Source organism: Spiroplasma mirum ATCC 29335 (genome assembly GCF_000565195.1).
Classification (GTDB): domain Bacteria; phylum Bacillota_I; class Bacilli_A; order Mycoplasmatales; family Mycoplasmataceae; genus Spiroplasma; species Spiroplasma mirum.
The window spans coordinates 757,225-783,866 of the sequence record NZ_CP006720.1 but is presented as its reverse complement, the minus strand read 5'-3'; the positions used below and the strand labels follow the sequence as shown (position 1 = coordinate 783,866).

The window sequence follows — 26,642 nt, the reverse complement described above, 5'->3', positions numbered from 1 at the left end:
TTTAATAACAAGGAGAGGAATACGATGGATCAACAATTAATTAAACTCTTTATTGCTAATGATTTAGAAGTTGATAATGCTTATTTTCAAGATGCCAAAGTAGTTAAAAGTGAATATAGTACTACTGATAGTATTTTTTGGATTGTTATTGCTGTTAATGAGTTACTACCAATTAATATTTTAGCACATGTGGAATCAACATTACGACACAATAAAAAAATACCCACTAAAATCGCGTTAGAAATTAATAATTTAAATTATAATATTAGTAATATTTTTGAATATATTGAGTATATTCGTACCCATAAATCGGAAGTTAAACAAAGTTATTTTAATAAACTAAGTGCTGATAGTTTTCAGTTAGATGATAATAATTTAATTGTTCGTGTTACTTCGGAAAGTGAACGTAAATTAGTTAATGAACATTGTTTATATTACCAAAACCATTTACGTCGCTATGGTTTTAAAGATTTAACTTTAACTGTCAAAGTCGAAGTGGTTGAAAATGATATTTTAGCCATTAACCAAGAAGAGATTGATAAAATTAGAGAAAATGTTCATCGCCAGTTAAGCGAACAACCCCAAGTTTTACCGACGGACATTAAAAAAGACAGTAATAATAATTGAACAAAACCACGAAATTTTTATGGCAAAGTTAATTTAGAAGTTCCCACTTATAATAATATTAAAGACATTGACCATGATGAACCAAATGTTATTATCCATGGGAAAATCTTTGCGAAGGATCGTATCGCTACAACTACCAAAAAATTTATTTATGTTTTAACAATTACTGATGGCAGTGATTCAATTTCAATTAAGTATTTTACTCGGGATGAAAATCCGGATGAAAATTTAGAAGCTCTTAATATTAATAATTGAATCAGTGTTTATGGTGATATTCGTTATGATACTTATGCAAGTGAGCAGGTTATTTTTTCAAAAAAAATTATTAAGATTGAAAAAGAAGAAATTACACGCTTGGATAACGCTCCGGTTAAACGTGTTGAGCTTCATACCCATACCAAAATGAGTACGATGGATGGGGTTGTGAATGTTCCTGATTTGTTTAAATTATTATCAAAATGAAACCACCAAGCAATTGCTATTACTGATCACTTAAACATTCAAGTTTTCCCCGAGGTTTATAACACTAGTTTGAAATATCCGGACCTGAAAGTTATTTATGGGTTAGAGGCGGATGTTTTAGATGATGTAGTTTGGTATGTTAAAAACCCGCAACAGCATAATTTGTGAACAGCAAAATATGTTATTTTTGACTTGGAAACAACGGGGTTAAGTAATGAATACGATGAGATTATTGAATTTGGTGCAGTCATTATGGATGGGATTAGTGGTGAACGAGAAACCGTTAACCACCTGTTTAAACCAAGTATAAAATTATCTTCGTTTACGACCGAACTAACCGGAATTACCGATGATATGTTACAAGATAAACCAACTTTCTTAGAGTCAGTAGATAAGATTTTAGGTTATTTTCAAGATGCAATTTTAGTGGCCCATAATGCTGAGTTTGATATTGGTTTTATTCAGTCTTGAATTCAAAAAGCAGGGCATCCAAAAATTAATAATACAATAATTGATACCTTGCAATTATCCCGGGCTTTAGAAAGCGGGCTAAAAAATTATAGGTTAGGAAGTATTGCCCGCCGGTATAATGTTATTTATAATGAGGAAGTTGCGCACCGCGCGGATTATGATGCTATTGTCTTAGTTGATATTTATGAGCACCAACTTCGTAAAATGATTAACAAATTTAATGTTGAAGTTGATGAAGACTTAAATAAAATTCATAATAACCAAGTTTATCAAAAAATGCGGGCTAAACATTTAACTATTTTAGCAAAAAACCAGCCTGGAATTTTAGATTTGTTTACCTTAGTTACCAAATCACATACTGATTACTTTTATTCTTCACCAAAATTATTAAAAAGTGTCATTAATCAACACCGCGAAAATTTATTAATTGGTTCTTCTTGTGTGAATGGGGAAATTTTTGAATTAGCACGGAATAAATCGAATGAAGAATTAGAAGAAGCAATGGCCTTTTATGATTATATTGAAGTCCAACCACCAAGTGTTTATAAACACTTAGTACAACTAGGAGATTTAACCCAAGAACGATTATTAACCGTCATTAGTAATATTATTCATATTGCTAAAAAATTAAATAAACTAGTGGTTGCGACAGGGGATGTGCACTATTTAAACCCCGAAGACAAAATATTCCGGGAAGTTTATATTCATTCAAAAGGAATTGGGGGAAAACCGCACCCCTTATTTGACTATAAAAATCGGATTAGCGAGTATCCTGAGCAATTTTTACGAACAACCAATGAAATGCTTGCGGAATTTAATTTCTTAAATGATGAGAAACTAGCATATGAAATTGTGGTTGAAAATACTAATAAGATTGCTGATCAAATTGAAAAAGTTCAAATTATTAAAGATAAGTTATACATTCCATCAATTGAGGGAAGTGATCAGTTATTAAAAGAATTATGTTATAAAAATGCTTATAAAAAATATGGTAACCCGTTGCCAAAAATTGTTGCTGATCGCTTAGAAAGTGAATTAACCGTAATTATTAAACGTGGGTTTGGTGTTATTTATTGAATTGCTCATAAACTAGTTGATAAATCATTACGCGATGGTTATTTAGTTGGATCACGGGGAAGCGTGGGAAGTAGTTTTGTTGCTACAATGAGTGCGATTACCGAAGTTAACCCCTTACAGCCCCATTATATTTGTGCAAACTGTCGTTATAGTGAATTTATTACGGATGGAAGTGTGCGGTGTGGTTATGACTTAGTTGATAAACCATGTCCCCAATGTCAAATTATTATGTACGGAGAAGGTCATGATATTCCGTTTGAAACATTCCTTGGTTTTGAAGCAGACAAGGTTCCTGATATTGATTTAAACTTTTCCGGAGAATACCAACCAGTGGCCCATGATTTTACCAAAGAAATGTTTGGGGAACGCAGTGTTTATCGTGCCGGAACAATTTCTACAGTGGCCCAGAAAACCGCGTTTGGTTATGTTCGGGGTTATTTTGAAGCTAAAAATATTCTGCATTTAAAACGAAAAAGTGAAATTGAACGAATTACTAAAGCTTGTGAAGGGGTTAAAAGAACCACCGGCCAACACCCTGGGGGAATTGTTGTTATTCCAAACGAATACCAAGTAGAAGCTTTTACGCCGGTTAACTTTCCAGCTGATGATACGACATCTAGTTGACTAACTACCCACTTTGATTTCCATGCTATTCATGATAATGTGTTAAAACTTGATATTTTAGGGCATGTTGACCCCACTGTTTTAAAAATGTTACAAGACTTAACTGGGGTTGATCCTAAAACAATTCCGACAAATGACCATGCGGTGTTAAGTCTCTTTCAAAATTTAGATAGTTTAAAAATTACCCCTGAAGATATTAATAATGAAAAAACGGGGGCGATTGGAATTCCAGAATTTGGGACTGGTTTTGTTCGTAAGATGTTATTAGACACTAAACCATCATCGTTTGCCGATTTAGTGCAAGTATCGGGGTTATCGCACGGAACTGATGTGTGAATTGGAAATGCCCAAGATTTAATTAAAAACCATAATATTACAATTTCCCAAGTTATTGGCTGTCGGGATGACATTATGGTTAACTTAATTTATAAAGGGTTGTCCGCCAAAAGTGCTTTTAAAATTATGGAAGATGTCCGCAAGGGGCGGGGGTTAACTCCTGAGCATGTTGCGCTAATGAAAGAACATAATGTTGAACAATGATATATTGATTCATGTAATAAAATTAAATATATGTTCCCCAAAGCGCATGCCACTGCTTATGTTTTAATGGCATGAAGAATTGCCTGGTTTAAAATTAATTACCCAGTTGAATATTATGCCACATATTTTTCAACCCGGACTGATGTGTTTGACATTAAAACAATATTAAAAGGGAAAGCTACTATCAAAAATGTTTTACGTGATATTCAAAATCGCTTAGAATTAAAAGACTTTACTATGCTTAATAAACCTTCGCAAAAAGAAAAAGATTTAATTCCAGTTTATGAAGTTGTGTTAGAAATGTATGCGCGCGGAATTAAAATGAAAAATATTGATTTACAAACTAGTGATGTAAAGAATTTCAAAGTTATTGTTGAAAATGGTGAAAAAATAATTTTACCACCGTTTGCGGCGATTGATGGTTTGGGTGAAGCAGTCGGGGAAAGCATTGTCTCGGCACGGAATACTAAACAATTTATTTCAATTAATGATTTACAAAAACGAACTAATATTACCAAAGCACATATGCAAGCTTTTGAAGAATTAGGTATCTTAAATCATCTCTCTGAGGATGATCAAATAACATTTAATTTTTAAAAATAAAAAATACTTCTAAAATTATTGGAAAGTACTTTTTAGTTTATGCTTATTAGTTTGCTTTCGTTTAACATTTTGCTTTGGAATTATTAGAACAGATAACAAACTAATAACTAAGCTACAAAAAGTTAATCAATTAGTAGTTGTTACTTCTAATTGTTAAGAACTAGTAAAAATAGTAAAGGAAACTATTTTAAAGATGATAGCCGGCAAAATGAGAATTTCGCTCATCAAGATGCTAAACAATAAACTTCAAAAGTGAATTTTTTAGTTGCTTATTTTTAATTAAAAGATAAAGCAAATAACTATTTAAACTAGTAATTAAAATAAAGATCAAAAATATTAAAGTGGTATATAAAATTTCTCAATTTGAAATAATCATTAGTTTACCAATTTTCCATATTTTTGGTAGTAATGCGGACTATACGGATTAAAGGAAGCAAATTGATAACCCTTATTTTTTAAAATTCGAATTAATTCTGGGATCAATATTTTTGCATAGTTGCGAGTATGGCAAACAAAAATTTGACCTGGACGGAGATGGGACAAATATTCATGTAAGATTTTATTTTTTCCGGCGCATTCTTCATTATAATCAGTTCCTAAATAGCCCCGAATGAAATATTTATTGTTAGTTTTTTGTCCGATATAATCCAGTCCATTAAAATATTGTAAATATGCAAACCGTGTGGGGCCCAGGTCGGGGGTAATTGTTATCTTTAAAATATTTTGATAAATTTTTTGTAATAACTTGTGAGTATGGTTTAGCTCTTGGGCCGCTATTTTTTGGGGGTTAAGATAATTAAGATGGAAATATGTATGACTGCCAATCCACGAATAACTTGGCCTCGTTAAAATTCTTCGTTGGAGGGCTAAATATTTATTAGCAATGTTGGGGGTCTTTATTATAAAGACGCTGGTCAATATTACCCCCAATTTGAAAAAACATTCCACTAACTTTTTTTTCTAAAATATCGAGAATTGCATTCTCAGCACTTGCTTTGGGACCATCATTAAAGGTTAACATTACTACTTTTTGCTTAATATTAATCCGGTTTACCTTGTAATTATATATTTTATGAGTGTTAACTAAAATATTTAAAATTAGATAAATATTGTTAAAGCACTAATAGTTAAAAGTAGTAAGATTTTAATTTTTACTTTCATCGAATTTTCCTCTCGTTTTTTCTTTGTGAAAGTATTATATATGATTTTTCAATAATAATTGATTATTTAATATTAATTTTATAAAAAAGATGTCCCATTAAATCCTCAAATTATTGTTAACTAAGATATAATTAATGTAAAGAAACTGGAAGTGATAAAATGAAAGAAATTAAATCAGGTTTTGTAGCGATTGTTGGTCGTCCGAATGTTGGAAAATCAACTTTATTAAATACCATCTTACATAATAAAGTTGCGATTGTTACCCCGAAAGCGCAAACAACAAGAAACCGGATTCAAGGGATTTATAATGACAATGAAAGTCAAATTGTTTTTATGGACACCCCCGGGGTTCATAAAGCAAAACATGAAATGGGAAAATTTATGAATAAAGTTGCTTTATCATCAACCAAATCCACCGATGTTATTTTATTTTTAACTCCTGCCAATAAAAGAATTGGTGATAATGACCACTTTATTTTAAAAGCAATTCAAGAACGCAATGTTCCAATAATTTTAGTTATTACTAAATCAGATTTGGTTAAAAAAGATGAGTTGGTTCTTAAAATTACAGAATGAAATAAGTTAGCTAAATTTCATGAAGTAATTCCGATTTCTAGTCTACAAAATGAAAACATTACCCAATTATTAGCCTTAATTAAATCTAATTTACAACTAGGACCTCAATATTATCCCGATGATGTTTTAACGGACCAGCCCGAAAAATTCTTAATAAGAGAAATTATTCGTGAAAAGATTTTGTTATTAACCGAAGAAGAAATTCCCCACAGTGTTGCTATCCTAATTGATCAGTTTGAAGAACAAGATAATTTATTAAAAATTATGGCATCAATTTGTGTTGAAAGAACTTCCCAAAAGGGGATTATTATTGGTAAACAAGGTAAAATGATTAAAGAAATTGGAACCAAAGCCCGTTTAGAGTTAGAACAAATTTTAAATACCAAGATCTTTTTAGAATTATTTGTGAAAGTGGTGGAAAAATGGCGTGAAAAAGCATCAATGATTGCCAAATTAGGGTATAACAAAGAAAGTTATTAGTTCCGAATGGTTAGGTCAAACTGTTGGCATTGTCATTAATATGCGTTATTATCATGATTTTGACCAAATTATTACCATTTTTTTCATTAGCATATGGCAAGACCTCCTTTTATGCACCATGAGTAAAAAAAATAGTTCAAAATATAAATATTCTTTACAATTATTTTGTGAATTAGAATTTGAATTATTCTTAACTTATCATGATGATAAATTAAGTAAGTTAAAAACTGGAAATTTATTAACATCCCGCTTATTCCTAAGCCAATAATTATAATGATTATTTATTAGGGGGGTATTAGTATGTGAAATTACCGACCAGGGTTTTGAACCACGTGACAGTAATTCTCAATATTATTATCTTTTAAAACAAACATTAAATTATTTAACTTCAGCAGAGGATAATTTAATTGCTGTTGTGATGTTAATGTTTTATAGTTTGCGATTCTTTGGTGTTCAATGAAAGTTATTAACTTGTGCTCGCTGTTTTAGTAAAAAAAATATTAAAACTATTAGTTTTAGTGAAGAGGGATTAATTTGTAAAAACTGTTGACAGCCTGGAGAAGCTGTTTTTAGGGTTGAATTAATTAAAGATATTATGCAATGACAAACTTTAGAACAGATTAATTTTAACACCTTAGTTAAGTACAAAATAAATAATGAAATTATCCTTCTTTTTTTGGATGCTTTGTGAATACTATCAAAATAAAATTGGCTTGTTTTCTTATAGTATTTTTGAATTGAAGAAAAAATCGATTTATTTTAAATAATAACATAGTATAATAATTTTTAGAGTAATACTTTATATAACAGAGAGGAAAAGAAAAATTAATGAAATATTCTTTAGAAGAAGTTGTTAATCATTTAAAAACCCAAGGATTTGTTTTTCAAGGCAGTGAAATTTATGGTGGTTTAGCAAACACCTGAGATTTTGGGCCATTAGGAGTTGAAGTTGAACGGAATTTAAAAAGTCTATGGTGAGATTTTTTTATTACAAAATCAAAATTTAATGTTGGCTTAGATAGTGCAATTTTAATGAATAATAATGTCTGAAAAGCATCTGGGCATTTAGGGCATTTTTCTGATACATTATTAGATTGTAAAAAATGTAAAGCACGCATGCGCACTGACAAATTAATTGAAGAAGTTTACCCTGAGGTGAATCCTGGGGGATGAAGTAATGAGGAATTATCTGCTTTTATTGAAGAAAAATACATTTTATGTCCCATTTGTCATGCCCATGATTTTACGCCAATTCGTCAGTTTGAATTAATGTTTAAAACCAACCAGGGGGTTTTACAAGATGAAAAATCAATTGTTTATTTACGTCCCGAAACCGCGCAGGGGATTTTTGTTAACTTTAAAAATATTCAACGTTCTTTACGTAAGAAATTACCATTTGGGATTGGTCAAATTGGGAAGTCATTTCGTAATGAAATTACCCCCGGAAATTTTATTTTCCGTACTCGTGAATTTGAACAAATGGAATTAGAATTTTTCTTTGACCCCCAGGATGAAACCGACTGGTTTGAATATTGACTAAACCAAGTTAAATTATTTTTGCAAAAAATTGGTTTGCAACAGCAAAACTATGTTTTACGTGAACATGATTCCAAAGAATTAGCCCACTATGCAAAACGAACAGTTGATGTTGAATATAAATTTCCTTTTGGTCAAGGGGAATTATGAGGAATTGCCAACCGAACAGATTTTGATTTAAAACGTCATAGTGAATTTTCAAAACAAGATTTATCATATTTAAACCAAGAAACTAATACCAAGGTATTTCCTTATGTAATTGAACCATCAGTTGGAGTTGGCCGTTTAATGTTAGCATTATTATATGATGCTTATTGTGTGGAAACTATTAATGATAATGACACCCGTGTGGTGTTAAAATTAAATCCGCACTTGGCCCCATATCAAATTGCTGTTATTCCGTTAAGTAAGCAATTAAATGACTATGCTTACCAATTATATGAAGAATTATTACAAAAATATCATTGTATTTACGATGAAACCGGAAATATCGGGAAACGTTATCGTCGCCAGGATGCAATTGGAACCCCATATTGTGTTACTTTTGACTTTGATAGCATAGAAGATCAGAAAGTTACAGTCCGTGATCGTGATACAACAGAACAAACAAGAATTGAAATTAGTAAATTATCAGCATATTTAGATAAGTTATTAAATAAATCATTTTAATAAGGAGGGATGGCTTATGGCGTTAGTCAGTAACGAAAAAATTGATTTAATTCGCTCAAAAGTTGATATTGTGACAATTATTTCCCAATATTTAAAACTAGAAAAACGGGGACGAAATTACTGAGCAGTATGTCCTTTTCACCAAGACTCGCATCCTTCGATGAGCATTTCGCCCGAAAAGCAAATTTATCGTTGCTTTGCTTGTTCATCAGGGGGCAATATCTTTACTTTTTTACAAGAATATAAAAATATTCCTTTTGTTGAGGTTTTAAAAGAATTAGCAGCAAGTGCTGGAATTTCTTTAACAGAGCTTGATAACTATCAAGTTAAATCACGCTATGATGACCTTGACAAAAAAATTTTTGCTTTGAATGAAGTTGTTAAAACTTATTTTATTAATAATCTGAATACTAAAAAAGGTCAGAGCGCACGGGAATACTTAACAAGTCGTCATATTGACCATCAGCAAATTGAAGAATTTATGATTGGTTATGCGGATAACGCCCCTGATAGTTTGTACCAATTCTTGTTACAAAAAGGTTATCATATTAATGAGATGGAAACCGCCGGGTTAGTTTCGATCAAAAATGAGAAAGTTTATGATTATTTTAATAACCGGGTAATGTTTCCGATTTTAGATGATGAAAGTAATCTTATTGGTTTTTCGGGACGGGTTTTAACAGATACTGACCACCAAGTAAAATATTTGAATACGCCCGAAACAAAAGTTTTTAAAAAAGAACGATTAATGTATAACATTCAAAATGCAAAACTAGAAGCCCGGAAGTTAGGGCACATGATTTTATTAGAAGGTTATATGGATGTTATTAGTTTAACCAAGATAGATATTAAAAATACTGTTGCTTTAATGGGAACTAATTTAAGTTCATATCACCTGCAAGCCTTAAAGAAAATTACCAATGAATGTTTAATCTTTTTAGATGGTGATACTCCCGGGGTGAAGGCGAGCTTAAAAGCCGCTGGTAAATTATTAGCTAATAATTTTAAGGTTAAAATTGTTAATAATGAAACGAACCAGGATCCCGATGAATTAGTCAATAGTGGCCAGGCAGATGTAATTAGTGCTATGCTTTCAAAAGCGACCCATCCTGTTAGTTTTGCAATTAATTATTACCATTCGCGTTTTAATTTAACCGATGGTAATGAACTTCAAGAATTTATTAATATTGTGGGGCCCTTAATTAAAGCAACCGATAATGCTATTGAGCAAGAATTATATATTAATAATTTAGTCCAAGTGACTAACATTGGTAAAGAAACTTTAATTAGTGAAATTAATAATCTTATAAGTTCCCAACCAGTAAAGGTTCCTAAACAAAACCAAGTAGATTTAACACATCCCCAAAAAATTAAGAAAACATCAGCAGTTCTAAAAACAACAACTCAAAATGCGTTGGCTTATAAAATTAAAACATTAAAACGGTATTTATTAGCTGAACAACAAATGATTTTACAATTATTAAATTCACGGAAGGCTGCTGATTTTTATGAAAAAAAAATTAGCATTTTAAATGATAATGATAATCGGTTAATTGCTAATTATATTATTGACTATTACCATAGACATTTGGGCCAAGAAAGTGTTAATATTAATATGTTGTGTAATGAAATTAATGAGGAAAAGTTAATTAATCAATTAACAATGATCCTCAATAGTTCAACATTTAAAACTGAATATAATACAAAAGCATTAGAAGACTATGCCATTTTAATAAATGATTTTGCAACGGAAAAAGAGATTGCAATGCTAAGGGCTAAATTAAAAAAAACAACTGATATTATAGAACAACAAGTAATATCAACTGAAATTGACAAAATGAATTTAAGATTAAAATTTAAGAAGGGGTAAAAAATTATGATGTTATCAAAAAAAGAAGTTAAAAACATGAAATCATTTGAAGAATTTAAGGAATATATTAATAAATTTCTTGAAGAAAATAACAATGAAATTGAACAAGAAAAAGTATTAGAGTTAATTAATGAACATTTTGAATTAGAAGATAATGATGTTGATGAATATTTTGAAGAATTATTGGCTAATGGTGTTGAATTTAGTGATGTAAATTTAGACACCGAAGATTTAACTGAAGATTTAGAAGATAACTCAGCTGCAATTAGCGATGAAAAAACCGCAAAAAAGCCACGGGAAGATCGCATTAAATATAAGGTCGGGGGAATTTCTAACGAAACAAAAATTCAAGATATTATTAAAGCTTATTTTAATGTGTTAGGAACAAGTAAAATTTTAACTCGGGATGAAGAAATTAAATATGCTAAAATGTTAGAATCTAGTGATCCTGAAGAAAAAAAATATGGTCGCGAAAAATTAATTACTTCTAACTTAAAACTTGTGGTATCAGTGGCGCGGAAACATTTAAACCGTGGTTTAGATTTTTCGGATTTAATTGAAGAAGGTAATATTGGATTAATGAAAGCAGTTGATAAGTTTGATTATACGAGAGGATTTAAATTCTCAACTTATGCAACGTGATGAATTCGTCAAGCCATTACTAGAGCCATTGCCGACCAGGGGCGAACAATTAGAATTCCTGTTCATATGGTTGAAACAATTAACAAGTTAACAAGAATTGAACGGCAATTAACCCAAGAATTAGGACGGGAACCTACTTTTGATGAAATTGCTGACCGTATGAGGCAAGGAATGACAGGGGAAAAAGTTCGGGAAATTAAACGATTATCAATTAAACCAGTATCATTAGAAAAACCAATTGGGGATGAAGACGATACTCATTTTGGTGACTTTGTTGATAATAAAGATATTTTTACGCCTGATGAATATGCTGAGAAAGAATCATTACGCGAAGTTATTGATGAAGTTTTTCATGAAATTTTATCCGCGCGGGAAGAAAAGGTGATTCGTATGCGCTTTGGAATTTTACCAACAAAATTACGAACTGTCCTACGCTTAGCAAAAGAAAGTGAGGATGAATCATTCCCAGAACTTGTCCAAACTGTTAAAAGTTTAGATATTCACTATGACACTCCGATTGAAAAAGTTCAAAGTCGTAAAAATAAAATTATTGATAAACACTTATCAAAATATGATTCGCCAAAAACATTAGAAGAGGTTGGAAAAGAGTTTAAAGTTACCCGTGAACGGATTCGTCAGATTGAAGCCAAAACAATTCGTAAGTTTAAACCTAATCAGTCAAATTCAAAAGCAAAAGTTTTGAAAGATTTCTTTAAGGGTTAACGCAATGGAAATTTTATCAGAACGCTTATTGCTAATTGCTAAACAAGTTAATCATAATGATGTTATTTGTGATATTGGAACTGACCATGCGTTAATTCCAATTTATTTAGCAAGAGGTAATTTAATTACCAAAGCATATGCTTGTGATATTGCTGAACAACCTCTTGAACAAGCAAAAAAAAATATTGCTAAATATAAAATTGGTGAAGTAATTACTCCCGTGTTAGCAGATGGGCTAACAGGGATTAAGGGGATTGCCATTGATAGTTGTATTATTTCGGGATTAGGAAGTAACACAATTTTAATAATTTTAGAACAAGATGCTGATAATATTAATCGCTATATTCTTTGTCCAAATGATGATGCCAATTTAATTCGCCAGTGGGTAAAAACACAGCGTTACTTTTTAGAGCAAGAATTAATTATGAAAGAAAATGATCTTATTTATGAAATTCTTGTTATTAATAAATCAGCCGGAAAAAAAGTTAAAAACCAAAAAGATATCATGTTTGGACCAATTTTGCGCAAAGAAAAAAGTGCGATTTTTAAAGAAAAGTGATTATTAAAAGTGGTCCATTTTCAAAGTTTATTAGAAAAAGTTCCTGACAAATCAGCGAAAGCCAAAGAATTAACACAAAAAATTAAATTAATTAATAAGGTGATTTAAGATGCAAGCCAAAGAAATTTTTAAGCTAATTGAAAAGGATTTTTTAAAGAAACTAGCTTGTAAATGAGATCCCACTGGTTATCAGTATGGCAAACCAACAACCCAAATTAATAAAATCTTAGTAGCCTTAGATTTAACAACCACCGTTATTAAAAAAGCAATTGCGGAAAATGTAAACTTAATAATTACCCACCATCCTTTTGTTTTTAATAAATTAAAACAAGAAAAACAAGATGTTATTAAAAAAACAATTTTTCAGTTGTTAGATCAGCACCAAATTGTAGTTTATGCAACGCATACTAACTATGATAGTCAATTATCAACCGGGATGAATAGTTTAATTCTCCAAAATCTTGGGTGTCAGAATATTACTAACCTAACCCATGATAATGTTGCTAAACAAGGAAGACTACCAGTGCCATTAAGTTACCAAGACATTATTACCAAGCTAAAAAATATTTTTCAAATTCCGGTTGTTCAACATATTATTAATGATTTAACCACAAAAATTAGTACAATTGCAATTTGTACCGGTGCTGGTGGTAGTATTATCCATGGTTTAACTGATAAGATTGACTTGTTTATTACTGGTGAAGTTAAATGAAATGAATGGCTAAAATTTGATGAACAACAAATTCCTGTTGCTTGTTTTAATCATTATATGGAAGATTATTATACTAACCATTTTAGTCAATATTTAAAGGGAATATTACCAAAAACAATTGATATTATTCCATTTCATATTAAAAACATTATTAACTATTATTAATAATGTTTTTTTATGGTAAATTTTCTAAATATTTAATAACTTCTAATTGCAGTAAGCTAGGAGTCGAAGCACCTGCGGTGACGGCTACGGTGGTAACACTAGTTAACCATGCTGGGTTAATATCATTTTTGTCATTAATGCGATAAGACTTAATATTAATATTTTCACCCATTTCCACTAATTTATTAGTATTATTACTCCGTTCATCCCCAACGACCAATAATAATTGAACTTCATAGGGATTCAAGTTTAAGACAGCATTTTGGCGCTCTAAGGTAGCATTACATAAATCATTTTTAAAAAGAATACGATTCCCAAAGATATTTTTTAACTTGTTAACAATTTCTTCAATATCAACATTGGCAAGGGTGGTTTGATTAGTAACTAAGATTGGTTTGCGCGGGTCAAGTTTATCAATTATCTTATCAACATTGGCAAGGGTGGTTACCAAATGAATTCGCGGGTCAATTGACATTATTGCATTGGTTTCTGGGTGATAATCTTTTCCAATAAAAATTATTTCATAATCTTTAACAAGGTATTCTTTAATTAGATCTTTGGTTGCCGTTACTCATTCACATTCGGTATCAACCAGGGTAATATTTTTGGCTAGTGCGACATCCTTAATTTTTTCATGGCTCCCATGAGCACTTAGCACCACTACGGAATTATTTGGCAGAGTTTGCAGAATTTCTAAGCGATCTTGTTTAAAATCATTAATAGGAATAATTCCTAAGCTAGTAATTTCATTAACAACATGATGATTATGAACTAAAAACCCAAGCATATAAATTTGCTGTCCGGGATAATTCTTAATGGCATCCTTCGCCATTTTAATTGATTTAATAACCCCAAAGCAATATCCCCGGGGTGTTACTTTAATGACATTCACTGTTTTTCACCTACTTAATATATAAATTAATCATAATATAAAAAATTATAATTTAAACTTTTTTATGTTATTTTTCAAGGGAAAATTATTTAAAAAGTAAATTTTTTGTAAATTGTCTTAAAAAAAAACAAATCTTTTTTAAGAGTTAGATTCCGATTGTTCTTTACAAAAATATAATAATTCTTCACCTTTTCATATCGCATAACGGTCATTTTTTTGGGAAAGATTATTTCATTTTCAAATTAAATAGTTATAATGTTTATTAATTTTAATTTCATAATGATGACTTACTGGTGAGAAAAAAACATCTTTTTTCTCAATTAAAACTCTTAAATACTGGTTACTTGGTTCGGGAATTCTAAATAAAATTAAGCGGTCATCTTCATAAACATATTTATGATGGGGCAAAACAGTAATTGTTACTCAAGAATTATTTTTTTGTTCCATGGTTTTATTACTCCTTTGGGTGGTGGTTCACATTCAAAACTTCAATAATGAATAGATGGATAAAACTTTTGATAAAAAATACTAGAAAGAGTCGTTGTTCATTTATATATTATGAATAAGCATTGATTTGAGTATTGAGCGCCTAATCTTATCTTTATCATTATCTATCTACATTGTATCCTAAAACTAACATAAATTACTAATTTTTATCATAAATTTATTGAATGTTAAAGGTGATGTTATTTTCTATGTTATAATAATAGCAATTAAATGAGTTACAATGGTTAAAATTAATAATGTAAAGGAAATTTTTAATGAAAAAATTATTTACTGATAAAATGCTACTAATCTATCGGATTATAGGAGTTATCTTAATTTTTATTTTTTTAGTTCTTGATTTTATTTTAGTGTTAAACACTGCTGGTGCTGACCACTTAAATTCTTATGGAGAACGCTTGAGCCATTATTATGCTTATTTTACAACCCAATCAAATTATTTGGTTTTTGGGTATTTTGTGTTTTATTTATTTCATAAAAAGTTTAAAAATACGAAACCTGATTTTATTATTCGGTTAATGGTTACCGTATACATTACGATGACAATGTTAGTTTTTTGGTTAGGCTTATTTACCCAGGGTGATATTGTACGGGGGATGTCAGCTTATGAATGAATTTCAACCTTTATTTTACACACTGTTATTCCGGTAGCGATGATTTTAAGTTTCTGTATGACCGCTGGGGATGCTTTTTATAAGTTTAGTAATCATCATAAAGGAAACTACTGAATAATTTGTTTATATCCTTTTTTATATTTAATTTATGTGTTAGTGCGGGGATATATTCGTCATTTAGATCATAAACCAGAAAACACTTTATTTCCATATTTCTTCTTAGATTTTTATGCAACCAATGGGGTGGTAATGCTAGCCACCGGAAGTGTCTTAGTCTTAGTTTTATGTACATCATTTCAATACTTTTTTATTTGGGTTAATAATTTATTTTATTTTAAAAAGCAAATTAAAGAACATCACCCTGAAAAAGTTAAAGAAATTAAAATAATTATTGATATTAAAAAATATCAAAAACTTGATTATAAGGGGAAAATTGCCTTAATTTTAGCCATTGTGGTTGCTTGTTTTAATATTATTTTTTCAGTCTTATATTATACCTTACGAGATGTGTGATCAAAAGTTTTAAACTATCCTTATAATAATAGCATTGTGCTGGCCTTTAGTATTATTATTATTGTTTTTAGTACAATTACTATTGTGTTTAGTATCTTTAGTTTTGCTAATTTCTATTGAGCGCGCATTATTGTCGGATTCTTATCGGTTGCTTTAATTTGTTTTAACTGAATTTGAATTCTGGGTCCAATTTTTGATATTGCCATTGCGTTTATTTGTTTTAATAATCCAAAATATTCGCAAGCTGATTTAGATTTATACCAAACAAAAAAGAAAACTAAAGTTGATTTCGAAAAAATTAAATTCGATGATTAATTGTAACGATATTTGACATTTTAAATGTTCAAAAAATAATAATTATAATAATTAACTGTTAATTAATTTTTCGTTATAATGAACTTGTTAATATAGTATGAAAAGTACCTAACAAAAGATTAATTTGTTAGGTACTTTTTATGGAAAACAAGTTTGAAGGAAACACCAACAATGAAAAAAGATATTATATGCAATATTTGTTGTAAAAAAATTTTAAGTTATCTAAAAAAGACTGGACAAGAAAATATTATTATTCTAAATAATTTTAATGTTTATAAAATTAACATTAATCTAGACCTGGATGAAACTAATTTTAACCCCCTAATAATTATTTTTAAGTGTCGAAAAGTTTTTTTGTGTTATTTTTAAAATCAAATTTATGATTTAAAATTAGTTTTGTGTTAATAATTATTTTACTAATAGGCTTAGCAATTGGCGGTTGGCAAACTTTTACTAGTTTAAAACCTTCTGGTTCCCCAGTTGACCACCAGATTAATATTTCCCAAGATGGTGGTGATTATTATAAATCAACAGTCACCATTCAAAATACCTTATTAAAAGAATTATTATCTGCAAATCAGCATTTAAATTATTTAAATGCTGATTTGCACAAAGTGCAATTAATGATAATACCACAATTTTAACAACTAGTGATCCGCTCCAATATGATGGGGGATATCACTTAATGAAAATTAATATTAATGCCAATCATTCTGAAATTTTTAAGGGAACTACTACAATCACGATGAATATTAAAGCTACTAAGTTTGACGTTTTCCAGTTAAGTGGTGATTTTAGCCATAATAATCCTCTGCACATTGCTAATATTGATACTACTAGTTTATTAAATTCTCTTAAATTATTACCAAACTTAAATTCTAATTTAGCAAGTGCGCTTCTTGACAAATGAATTCAAATTCTTAATATTAAAGGTACAGTAATTCCTAATGGGTTTGCCCACCGCATTAGTTTTACCTTGGATGCTAATAATACTAATAATTTTAAAGGGCAAATTAATTGTCAACTAAATTTAATTTCCGATAAATTTGATATTTCTCATTTAAAAAATGATTATACAACATCATCACCAGTTACGATTCGAGATACTAGTTTTAATAGTCTGACTTATTTAATAACTTCGGTAGTAGGTATGGATAAACATTTAATTGCTTCGGCCCAGGATCCAAATATTATTTTAACCACTAAATCACCGTTACCCGATGATGGACATAGTCATTTATTAAAGGTAACAATTGATGCCACAAATACTTTGGCATATAGTGGTCAGTTAACAATTACGTTACAAGCACAAACTGGGAAAATGAACATTAGTAGTTTAAGTTAAGATTTAACTTCTTACCCCGCAGTTAGCGAACAAAATCCTAACCCCACAAGTTTATGCAATGCATTGCAAAAAGTACAGGGAATTAACCAAACAACTTTAAATGTTTTAAAAGAAAGCAACTTATTAATTGTATCCTATTCTAAATTGCCAAATAATGGTGTTCCCCACGAGCTTGATATTACTTTAAATGCTTATCAAACTTTAGATTATACCGGGATTGCGACAATTAAGTTAATGGCCAAAACAAGTAAAACTGATATTACTAATGATAGGGAAAACTATACGACTTATGGAAACATTATTAGTACTAGTGTTAATTTATCACCCCTAATTAAAGCGTTAAAACAAATTAAACAAACTAATCCGGTCATTCTAAGTGCCATTAATGATCTGCGGGTAATTGTTAGCACAACTTTGAAACTTCCCCAAGATGATTTAGTAGCCCATGATATTGCAATTACAGTTAACGCTAACGGATCACAAGATTATATGGGAACTGCCAACATTTTAGTTTTAATGGTCTATCCCAAAACAGATATTACCAATTGAAACCAAGATTTAACAAGTTTGTCTGTTGTGATAGAACCAGATGTTAACACGAGAGAATTATTCGATGCTTTAAAAAATGTGGTTGCCTTAAATCCCCAATTAAAAAATATAACCTTACCAGGAGTTTCAATAACAACAGAATCAAAACTAATTAATGATAATCAACTCCATAAAATTAATATTATTATTGACGCAAATAATGCTGCTAATTATAAAGGGAAAACAACATTAACTTTATTAATTAAAGCAACCACAATTGATTTAATAAGTTATTTTAGCGGTAATTATTCGCAGGATGGAACCTTTACCATTAAAAGTACTAGTCAAGATGAATTAGTCAAAGCGATCAGCACGGATCCTAACATTAATTCGGTTTTAAAAAATGATGTGCATGTAAAGGGAATTATTGTTTTGACACTTGACAGGGTACTCACTACTGGGCAAGGTATTTTAATTAATATTAAAATTGATGGTACTAATATAATTAATTATTTCAACAGTGCTAATATTAAATTAATGGTAATGATTCCCAAAAATTCTTTAATCGTTAATGTTCTCAGTGGAATTCTACCAGCATCAAGTAAAAATAGACGAATGGGGTATTGTCGCACAGTATAGCAATGAATCATCATTCTTTGCAATGATTGATTGAACTAAATATGCTGATAATTGAGATGACTTTATTCTTCAATATCGAACTATTAGTGTTACCAAAATGGTTGGTAAAATTCACGCGGATAGTTTTAGTTATGATCAAACATTAACTTCCTTTGGTTCCTTAGCTGTTGATCGTGTAATTCCCAAGGATGGTAGTCAAAATTATCAAAAGTTTGCTGGATTCTATACTGTCCCTTATCAAAACTGGCTGTGTAGGAGCTGATATTTACATTAAATTTTGAAAAGCCGGTAATTTTATTTACGTACAAGTTAAATCGTATGTTATTGGCGGAGGTGCTTCCTTTTTTCATAAATATTCAACAAGTACAATTGATGTTAGTCAAATTAAATTTAATTAAAAGTAAGATTATTAAATTTATCTTGACTTTTTTTCTTACTTTTTGTTATTATCACTTTGAAGTAATATTAAATTATTATACTGAAGATCTTTTTTTATGAAACCACAAAAAATATTTATAACATACAACTCAGTTTTACAAGCCGGTTTATGATGGAATTTAATTTTCGTGATCGCTAGTTTTTTGGTATCCTTAATTTTTGGAATTTTGTTATTGATTAATTTTAATAATAATTTTGGAAACACTTCGCAGGTTATTGCCACCGGGATTATTTTGTTAATCTTGGCAATCTTATGCTTGTTATTATTAATTTTCCCTAGTTTAATGTTGGGAATTACCACAACCTTACCCAGATGGTTAAAGGTTTTAACGAGAATTATTGCTTTATTATGATTAGTATTTTCGGGAGTAATAATTTTAAGGAGACAAGTTAATCCCGCTAGTAGTAACTATAATAAGAAACAACAAAACTTTAAAAAAGCTTGCACTTGAATGATCGTGACAACACCAATTATTACCCTGGTTACTGTTAGTTTAAGCTTAACATGGTGTTTACCAATGATTGAAAATTTAAAACTTAAAATTATCAGTTAGGACTATGTTAGTGATACTTTTGGTATGTTTACTTTTTTCTTAATTAATCTAATTGCCGGATGGTTAATATTAGCTAATAATTAAATTTACTATTTTTTACAAAAAAAGTGTTAAAAAAAATATTTTTTTGCACTTAACACTTTTTTTTTTTTTTTAGTCTATATAATATTAGTTAATTAGCAAAAATGGACAGCGTTTTTCTAATTTAAACAAAAGGAGAAAAAAACATGAAAAGATCAATTTGAGCTTTATTTTTTGGTTCATTTTTAGTTTTACCATTGGCTAGTATTATTAATTTTTTTGTTAATGATAATTTTAATACTACTAATGATTTAAACCAAATTGTTAACCCCAACCGGGGATGACCAGCAAAAAATAAAGATCAACTTCAAATTTGAGAGTTTTTATATTATGATACTCAACAAAAGATTGTAGCAGTTAATAATAAGATTTTAAATAATTTTTATGCTTTCTATAATAATGAATACCAAAAGTATAAACCAACGGCTGCTGAACATGCTGGGCAACCAGGTTATGATGAAATTGGGATTCCAAATGATGTTATTAATAAGTATATTAAAAATAAAATTATTTTGTCGTATGATATGCAAGTCTTTAGTGCGCTAAGTTTGCGTTCATATTATATTGAATTATCCATTAACAAAATTAATGATCCGACGAATAATACTATTAATCCAAATGAATATTTAAGTTTATGAGTAATGAAGTATTTCACCGCGGGGATTTATTATCAATGAGCAAAAATATGGGTCCCTGATTTAGGACGGACTGTTGAAAAACCAATTAATATTGATTTCTATACTTTTGGTTCGTTAGTCAAAAAAGATAGTGATGGCAATCCAATCTGAAGTGAAGGTCCTGATGAAGCGGCGGCAAAGGTAAAGCCGTTATTAAAGTTAGATCCCGTTATGAATAAACTAATTAATACCATATATTATGAATTATTTTTGAACTAGTAAGATGTTAATAGGAGCGACAACTAGATGATTATTTTAGAGAATATTAGTAAAAGTTATGGCAAAAAAGAAGTCTTAAAAAATATTAATTTAAAAATTGCTGATTCAGAATCAGTCGCAATTTTAGGATCAAATGGGAGTGGAAAAACGACCCTTGTTGAAATTATTTCAGGGGTTTTAAAACCAAATAATGGCCATGTTTATTTTATTGACCATAATAATGAGAAAGTTCATAAAAAAATCGGGATCCAATTTCAAGATGGTTATTGACCAGCGGGAACAACGCCGATGGATTTAATTAAATTTTATAAGGGGAAGGGTTATTTAACCACTGTGGAAGGACAACAGCTAATTGATGCTTTTGAATTAAAAAATATTTTAAAAAAAGACATTGCTTCGTTATCAGGTGGACAACGGCAACGGTTTAATTGTTTTTTATCAATTTTAAATGATCCAGAAATTTTAGTGTTAGATGAATTAATTACCGGATTAGATTTAAAGATGCAAATTAAGCTTGTCAATTTTTTCAAAGAATGAAAGCAATTAAAGAAGATTAATTTATTAATTGTTTCGCATACTCCGGAAGAAGTTGAGATGCTGTGTGACCGGGTAATAATTTTAAAAGATGGACTTGTTTATCTAAACCAAAATATCGACACTATTTTACAAGAATTTGGGACATTGCGGAAAATGTTAATTAAATATTTTGAAAAAGAGGTTGGCTATGAAGAGTAATTTTATTGACCATTGTAAACCAACATTTTTGAAACTTAATAAAACAGCCAGTTTACTCTTTAAAGTAATTTTTACTAATCCGCGTACCTACATTTTTGTTTTTATTTTTTCTGGATTATTGTCAATTCTATGTTCGTGGTTATGAAATACCTATAGTTTTTTTGTCATTCTACCACCCATTTTAATTAACTTCTTATCAATTTCAGTTTTTATTGCTAGTTTTTACTTAGGGTTATATTTAGTGGAGTGACGACAAAAACAGTTTTTGAAAAAAATTAAGTTAATTAATTTACATCAATATCATATTATTATAGTAGTCTTTCTATTAAACCTTGCTTTAACTAGTATCTCAGTTTTAATCAATATTATTTTATATAATATTTATTCGCTAGTTCCAATTTTTAATTTCCACTTACCATTGCTTTCTAATATTAGACCATTTATTTGGTTACTTTATATCATGGGGATGATAATGTTAACTTTTTTCTTAACCTTATTATATGTGTGAATGGCTACGGCAATTTCAAACCGGAATTGGTCATTTGCAACCCTAACTATTGTCACTTTATTTTTATTAATCTTTTCAGATGTTATTTTACAGCCAACAATTACTAATAAAATGTGACCATTTATTATTCTTGGCTATCTATGTCCAACTAAATATTTTATTTGATTTAACATGTTATTTACTTCCTATCAATTTTTAGACTCGCTTGGAATTAGCCAAATTATTCAAGATTTTAATCAAGTCTCATTTATTGCTTTTAACCAAGTGTGAGAACCCTTCCTTGGTATTGTTGTTCTTATTGGTATTTTTAGTTATTTAACCCCCAAATATTTTACCTGGGGAATGAAAGGATAAGATCAGATGCGAAAATTATGAATTTATTTAAGTTTAGCAACAATAATTACCTTACCATCAATGTTATTAACATCATGTTCAATTGGTAGTGTCAGTGGGAACCAATATCTAAGCAGTCTTCCAAACTTTGACTGGGCTAGTGATCAGTATGGGGAAGGGATTGCTTTTAATAATACTGACCAACATAATATGCTAGCTAATTCTCCCCACCAAGTACCACTTGGTAATATTACTCCTGCTCATGAGGGGCGATATCTTGATTATTCCAAATTTAGTACCGGTTTTCAGTGAAACCAAAATATTAAAAAACAAGCAGTAACTGGCGTGCCTCTTAATAAAGGATTTATGCCAAATGGTAACTATGCCCAAGATTTTGGGGTTACTTCTTTAGCCCAAAAATATTTACGTCTTAATTCAATTTTAGAATGAAACCCTGCAACTGACTATGATGCCAAATATAATCGCAGTGTTGTTCCTTTGCAACCCCGAAAATATGTCGCGACTTATAATTCCTCAGAACAAAATGAAAATATTAAGTATAACCAATTAGGTTTTTCATCGCGTAAACACCGTACTTTTGATAACACAATTGTGGGAACTAAAAATCCTTTTGAAAATACTAATTTGAATTGACAATATATTAATGAATATGTTAACTGGTCGGGATCATGGTTTGAAGGACCAATTGTTCCACCGCCTGCCGATGTAATTGATGCGGCCCATGTTAACGGAACGCCTATTTTTGGAAATGTTTTTTTAGATGGCTATCACGGATTAACAAAAGAAATGTTGAAAGATTTTTTGGCTCAGAATAGTGATGGTAGTTATAAAATTGTTGATATTTTAATTAACTTAGCCAAATATAATGGGTTTGATGGTTGGTTTATTAATAATGAAGCAAATGGGGCTGCTCCGAATGGTTCAATTTTGGATTATAATACGATGTATGAAATTATTAAGGAATTTAATTATAAAGTTGGTACTGCGACCGATCCGAATATTAAAAAATTAAAAGTAATTTATTATCGTAATGATGCTACTGTTTCGAAAGGAAGTCATGGTTACGATGACCAAGAAACAATTAAAATGACAACAAGTGGTTATCAAAAACCAAACGGGGAAATTACTCCCACTGAAATTCAATTAAATTTTGGAGAGATTCCGGATAAAACAGTTGATTTCTTAAAAGATAATCCTAATTATCATCCTAGTGATTTGCACACAATAATTGATGAAGGCGCTAATCCAAAGTATTTTGGGTCTTATGATTTTCGTCAGCTAGCTTACCAAGAACAGTTACGTGGAGGAAAACCTTCTTATAATAAAGATGTATATACTAGTTTTTCAACTTATTTAGATGCTGGCGCTGGAACTTTTGGAACGGATGCTTACAATTGAGCGAAGGCCAACGGCGTTAATAATCCCATCCGCGCATATTTATTTGCTACTCAAGTTACTAACTTATTTAATACAATTCAATTTTCAGGAACCAACACTTTTATTAGTAGTAATGATGAAGGTTTACAATCGAATCGATTTTTAAATGATTATCAAGGATTAAATCCTAGTGGTTCTTACCAACGAGCAGCGTTTATTTCTGATCCCCGAATTAAAGCTTCTAATAAGGGAAAGGTTGATCCATTTGTAGAACAAAAAATTTATGATTATCAAGGCCATGGAGGTTATAATTCATCTAGTTATGGGATTGGTAGTTTAGTCAAAGAACAAACAACTTTATTTGATGAAGACCAAGTTTTAAACAAACAAACCAATTTTTCAACCGGGAGTGGTGTCCAGTTTGTGGAACGTGATCAAAATGGCCAACCGATTGTTGCTAATAATTATCCCTGAACTAATAAGAGACTAACCGATATTTTACCAACTTACCAATGAAAAATTTATGATGAATCTCAGCGAGATAAACCATTAAATATTAATGCGTTAAGTGGTTTTTATGATTATGATACAATCTACCAAAAGGGTAATTCTATTGCTATTGGTAGTGGCTTCAATAAAAATGGTGAAGTTTTACCAGCCCAGTGAGATAACAGCAAAGTATACGACTGGGATATTTTGGGAACTAATTTAATTAGTAATAACCACCAAGTTAGTTTTATTTATTATGATGGGTCAGATAATAATAGTAATGCGACAGTAAACTTTTGGGTGACTACTACTGACCAACAATCAATGATTCCTACTAGTCAAAGTATTACCCCAGATCATAGTGAAAAATTACCCGGGGGATGAGTGAAAATTGATTTAAATTTGAATAAGTTAAGTAATGTTAGCTCTGCCAATCGGATTGCTAAAATTGGATTGCAAATTAAACCACAAACCAATAAGTTTAAGTTTAATGTTGGGCAGTTTACAATCACAACACCAACAACTAATAATAACAATCATAATGCTCCCTTGGAAATTAAGAATCCGACGGCAGAATATGTTATTAACCGAATGGTTAATAATATGGAGTTATATAATATTCGTTTTGGATGAGAAAGTACCAAAGCAACTAATTTAGACTATTATGCAATTTATTATCTTTATGAAGGTAAGTGGTATCGGATTGGAGAAACTACGCAAAATTATTATTTTGTGAAAGACTTACAAAGTACTAATCACCAGATTACCTTAATGATTAAACCAGTTTTACAAAATAATTTACCTCAACCAGGGTATAGTGTAACTGTTAATGTTTAGGAGGAGCTTATGAAAATAAAAACACAACACCTAATGTTTCACCGCTGTATTAAATATATTTTTAAGTCTGTTTTAAAAACAACCAGAACTTATATTTATATGTTAATTGCCCCGATTGTTTTAATGACCCTGGTTTATTTTTTATGGTACCAAAATATTTTAAAAAATAGTCGTTATATTCTAATTACGGCTTTTACGTTATTACCTAGTTTATTTTTATTATTTTTAGTATCGTATATTATCTGTGAATGACGAGATTCCGTTTTTATTAAACAACTAAAAAATTTTGGAATTAGTCGGTTCCAATTTATTAGTGCTTTATTGATTGTTTTGTTCACAACTAACTTTCTGGCGATATTATTAGTCATTGGTTATTTATTTTTCTTAGATTCCTTTCGTCATCCTCATATTGTGCAAACTTGATTATTTCAAATGCACACGGTTGACCAGTGAATGGGTGTTGTTTTTGGAATTATTTTAAATATTCTAGTGGTGTTCTTCCTATCCTTATTAGTTTCGGGAGCGTTAAAAAATATTTACTTAGTGCAGTCAATTAATATCTTAATTTTAGTGCTCTTTCTTTTTTTTGGTGATTTTTTTATTGACTTAGGATATGCAACAAGTAAAGCTACGATTGTGCTTGGTTATTTTATTCCGCAAAAGTATCTAACCTGAATTGTGTATATGTTTTATACCCAAAGTGAAATTAATAGTTATGGTTTTTTTCTAATTGTCCCTGCAATTGATCGGAATTTATCATTTTTATCAATTTACCAACCAATTTTTGGAACCCTAATTTTTCTCGGGCTATTTAGTGTTAGTTCCTACTTTGCTTTTTTAATGGGAACGAAGCGTTAAGATTATTAATAATTTTGAACAATTTTAATTTTTAAGATTAATAAAAGAAGTTAATTTTGACAGCGATATAATTAAACCAAGAGAATAATAAAATAATAATTTTATTAAAAGGTGGGAACCCAATGAAACACTTGTTAGTTTTATGTGGAGTAATTGGTTTAACAACACCGCTAGGAAATTTAATCACTAATAATGAGCAAAATGTTTTCATGCTTTGACCCTAGCAACGGATGTGAAAAACTATCTTACACCTAATTACTATGGAATAACTGTTCGCTTATTTATTAATCATCAAACATGGGGGACAATGTGAAATGAATACCACCAGTTTTTTAATATTAAACCACCTTTTGAAATTGCTAATAACTATTCAAATATTATTAGTAAGTTTTTCCCCATGCACCTGCGATCCAGCCCAATATAACAACCTACCAACGTTTAGTAATGATTGCTTATTTAAATGCTTATCAAAATTAAAGTATTAATGCCAAGGGAACGAAGGGAGTTAATATTTTAATTGGAATTTTTGATACCGATTATTGTTTAGATAGTATTACCTTACAATAACCTAAAAAAATAAATTCTCACTAGTTATTTATTTTTTAATTAGTTAAATATTTAAATAATAAGTATCATGGTCTTTAAAATTGTAAAATATTAAAGTATTG

The 26,642-nt window shown here is 29.9% G+C and carries 24 protein-coding genes; 20 read left to right on the top strand and 4 right to left on the bottom strand.

Going from position 1 to position 26,642, the window contains the following annotated elements; translation table 4 throughout:
* Positions 1 to 24: 24 nt before the first annotated feature.
* Positions 25 to 4,398, top strand: a complete 4,374-nt coding sequence (locus tag P344_RS03910; RefSeq protein ID WP_025317576.1) for a PolC-type DNA polymerase III — start codon at positions 25 to 27, stop codon at positions 4,396 to 4,398.
* Between the two features lie 381 nt (positions 4,399 to 4,779).
* Here P344_RS03910 and P344_RS03905 read toward each other — a convergent pair whose 3' ends face one another.
* Together P344_RS03905 and P344_RS06800 are read right to left on the bottom strand one after the other, a co-directional pair.
* The gene (locus P344_RS03905; protein WP_051413779.1) at positions 4,780 to 5,322 is read right to left on the bottom strand and encodes a hypothetical protein; all 543 of its coding nucleotides are present in this window, start codon (positions 5,320 to 5,322) and stop codon (positions 4,780 to 4,782) included.
* Positions 5,282 to 5,425 carry a polysaccharide deacetylase family protein gene (locus P344_RS06800; protein ID WP_156028568.1) on the bottom strand — a complete coding sequence of 48 codons (144 nt, stop codon included), beginning with the start codon at positions 5,423 to 5,425 and terminating at the stop codon, positions 5,282 to 5,284. Before P344_RS06800 ends, P344_RS03905 begins: the two co-directional genes overlap by 41 nt.
* A gap of 299 nt (positions 5,426 to 5,724) precedes the next feature.
* On the opposite strand from P344_RS06800, the gene era reads away from it, so the two are divergent.
* The 8 genes from era (at position 5,725) to P344_RS03870 (ending at position 13,497) form a co-directional block, all read left to right on the top strand.
* On the top strand, positions 5,725 to 6,621 hold the full coding sequence (gene era / locus P344_RS03900) for a GTPase Era (RefSeq protein WP_025317575.1): 897 nt from the start codon (positions 5,725 to 5,727) through the stop codon (positions 6,619 to 6,621).
* Positions 6,602 to 6,889, top strand: a complete 288-nt coding sequence (locus P344_RS06370; protein WP_334198876.1) for a recombination protein O N-terminal domain-containing protein — start codon at positions 6,602 to 6,604, stop codon at positions 6,887 to 6,889. Before era ends, P344_RS06370 begins: the two co-directional genes overlap by 20 nt.
* A 9-nt stretch (positions 6,890 to 6,898) precedes the next feature.
* Positions 6,899 to 7,327: a DNA repair protein RecO gene (recO, locus tag P344_RS08115; protein ID WP_081717398.1), complete on the top strand. Its 429-nt coding sequence runs from the start codon at positions 6,899 to 6,901 to the stop codon at positions 7,325 to 7,327.
* Positions 7,328 to 7,449: 122 nt separating this feature from the next.
* Entirely contained in the window at positions 7,450 to 8,826 is a 1,377-nt protein-coding gene (locus tag P344_RS03890; protein WP_025317573.1) for a glycine--tRNA ligase, read from the top strand.
* A 16-nt stretch (positions 8,827 to 8,842) separates the two neighbouring features.
* Entirely contained in the window at positions 8,843 to 10,696 is a 1,854-nt protein-coding gene (gene dnaG, locus P344_RS03885) for a DNA primase (RefSeq protein WP_025317572.1), read from the top strand.
* A gap of 6 nt (positions 10,697 to 10,702) precedes the next feature.
* Positions 10,703 to 12,061: a sigma-70 family RNA polymerase sigma factor gene (locus P344_RS03880; RefSeq protein ID WP_025317571.1), complete on the top strand. Its 1,359-nt coding sequence runs from the start codon at positions 10,703 to 10,705 to the stop codon at positions 12,059 to 12,061.
* A gap of 4 nt (positions 12,062 to 12,065) precedes the next feature.
* A complete protein-coding gene (locus P344_RS03875) occupies positions 12,066 to 12,728 on the top strand; it encodes a tRNA (adenine(22)-N(1))-methyltransferase (protein WP_025317570.1) in 663 nt (220 codons plus the stop codon).
* 1 nt (position 12,729) lies between these two features.
* Positions 12,730 to 13,497, top strand: coding sequence for a Nif3-like dinuclear metal center hexameric protein (locus tag P344_RS03870; RefSeq protein ID WP_025317569.1), 768 nt, complete (start codon positions 12,730 to 12,732; stop codon positions 13,495 to 13,497).
* 10 nt (positions 13,498 to 13,507) lie between these two features.
* Here P344_RS03870 and ispH read toward each other — a convergent pair whose 3' ends face one another.
* Both ispH and P344_RS03860 read right to left on the bottom strand, forming a co-directional pair.
* Positions 13,508 to 14,389 carry a 4-hydroxy-3-methylbut-2-enyl diphosphate reductase gene (gene ispH, locus P344_RS03865; RefSeq protein ID WP_025317568.1) on the bottom strand — a complete coding sequence of 294 codons (882 nt, stop codon included), beginning with the start codon at positions 14,387 to 14,389 and terminating at the stop codon, positions 13,508 to 13,510.
* Between the two features lie 138 nt (positions 14,390 to 14,527).
* Complete coding sequence (locus P344_RS03860; RefSeq protein ID WP_025317567.1) at positions 14,528 to 14,836, bottom strand: hypothetical protein; 309 nt, start codon at positions 14,834 to 14,836, stop codon at positions 14,528 to 14,530.
* Between the two features lie 314 nt (positions 14,837 to 15,150).
* Between P344_RS03860 and P344_RS06100 the strand changes: the two genes are divergently transcribed.
* The 11 genes from P344_RS06100 to P344_RS03795 all read left to right on the top strand — a co-directional run bounded on the left by P344_RS06100 (position 15,151) and on the right by P344_RS03795 (position 25,974).
* The gene (locus P344_RS06100; RefSeq protein ID WP_025317566.1) at positions 15,151 to 16,335 is read left to right on the top strand and encodes a Pr6Pr family membrane protein; all 1,185 of its coding nucleotides are present in this window, start codon (positions 15,151 to 15,153) and stop codon (positions 16,333 to 16,335) included.
* A gap of 356 nt (positions 16,336 to 16,691) precedes the next feature.
* Entirely contained in the window at positions 16,692 to 16,979 is a 288-nt protein-coding gene (locus P344_RS03845; protein ID WP_025317564.1) for a hypothetical protein, read from the top strand.
* A gap of 41 nt (positions 16,980 to 17,020) precedes the next feature.
* Positions 17,021 to 17,680 (top strand): hypothetical protein, encoded by a 660-nt coding sequence (locus tag P344_RS03840; RefSeq protein WP_025317563.1) that lies wholly within the window; start codon positions 17,021 to 17,023, stop codon positions 17,678 to 17,680.
* A 63-nt stretch (positions 17,681 to 17,743) separates the two neighbouring features.
* Positions 17,744 to 18,847, top strand: coding sequence for a hypothetical protein (locus P344_RS03835; RefSeq protein ID WP_025317562.1), 1,104 nt, complete (start codon positions 17,744 to 17,746; stop codon positions 18,845 to 18,847).
* Between the two features lie 22 nt (positions 18,848 to 18,869).
* Positions 18,870 to 19,121, top strand: a complete 252-nt coding sequence (locus P344_RS03830) for a hypothetical protein (protein ID WP_025317561.1) — start codon at positions 18,870 to 18,872, stop codon at positions 19,119 to 19,121.
* Between the two features lie 337 nt (positions 19,122 to 19,458).
* The gene (locus P344_RS03820) at positions 19,459 to 19,839 is read left to right on the top strand and encodes a hypothetical protein (RefSeq protein ID WP_025317559.1); all 381 of its coding nucleotides are present in this window, start codon (positions 19,459 to 19,461) and stop codon (positions 19,837 to 19,839) included.
* Positions 19,840 to 20,066: 227 nt separating this feature from the next.
* A complete protein-coding gene (locus tag P344_RS03815) occupies positions 20,067 to 20,816 on the top strand; it encodes a hypothetical protein (protein WP_025317558.1) in 750 nt (249 codons plus the stop codon).
* 27 nt (positions 20,817 to 20,843) lie between these two features.
* On the top strand, positions 20,844 to 21,551 hold the full coding sequence (locus P344_RS03810; RefSeq protein WP_025317557.1) for an ATP-binding cassette domain-containing protein: 708 nt from the start codon (positions 20,844 to 20,846) through the stop codon (positions 21,549 to 21,551).
* On the top strand, positions 21,541 to 22,413 hold the full coding sequence (locus P344_RS03805; protein WP_025317556.1) for a hypothetical protein: 873 nt from the start codon (positions 21,541 to 21,543) through the stop codon (positions 22,411 to 22,413). The genes P344_RS03810 and P344_RS03805 overlap by 11 nt, the downstream gene beginning before the upstream one ends.
* Positions 22,414 to 22,419: 6 nt before the next feature.
* Positions 22,420 to 25,116: an endo-beta-N-acetylglucosaminidase gene (locus P344_RS03800; RefSeq protein WP_025317555.1), complete on the top strand. Its 2,697-nt coding sequence runs from the start codon at positions 22,420 to 22,422 to the stop codon at positions 25,114 to 25,116.
* Positions 25,117 to 25,125: 9 nt separating this feature from the next.
* Positions 25,126 to 25,974, top strand: a complete 849-nt coding sequence (locus P344_RS03795; RefSeq protein ID WP_025317554.1) for a hypothetical protein — start codon at positions 25,126 to 25,128, stop codon at positions 25,972 to 25,974.
* Positions 25,975 to 26,642 lie beyond the last annotated feature (668 nt).